Source organism: Acinetobacter higginsii (genome assembly GCF_000369845.1).
In the GTDB taxonomy this organism is placed as follows: Bacteria; Pseudomonadota; Gammaproteobacteria; order Pseudomonadales; family Moraxellaceae; genus Acinetobacter; species Acinetobacter higginsii.
Map to the genome: position 1 here is coordinate 1 of NZ_KB850211.1, position 564 is coordinate 564.

The window sequence follows — 564 nt, forward strand, 5'->3', positions numbered from 1 at the left end:
TGGTAACAATATCAAATATGGCCTAAACCGTGATCTGAAGGTAGACAGCGTTCGTGCGGGCGATACCTTAATCAATGACAATGGTGTGACCATTGCGAATGGCCCAAGTATTACCAAGTCAGGTATCAATGCAGCGGGTAACCCAATTAGCAATGTCGGTGCAGGTGTTGACGACACTGATGCAGTCAACAAGGGTCAATTAGACAAAGCCGCTGCTGCATCGAAAACTGAAGTCACCCAAGGTAAGAACATTACTGTTTCTAAAACCAGGGGAGCAGATGGACAAGACATCTATAACGTTGCAACGGCTGACGATGTCTCATTTGATTCTGTTCAAGTGGGTGATGTGAACATTGATGGCACTACAGGAAAAATCAGTGGCGTTGCAGATGGCACGATTGCCGCAGGTTCTAAAGATGCTGTGAATGGTAGTCAACTGAATGACAGCGTTGCGTCTACAGGCGATATCTTGGGTGGTGGTGTGACCAATGAAGGCGGTAAGCTGAATGGTCCATTTACGGTGAGTGGTAAAGGCTACGATACGGTTGCCGATGCGATTCAAGG

Annotated in this window: 1 pseudogene; it reads left to right on the forward strand. The window is 47.2% G+C overall.

Annotation, left to right across the window (positions count from 1 at the left end):
• Positions 1-564, forward strand: a pseudogene (locus F885_RS19950) (YadA-like family protein); the annotation flags it as partial.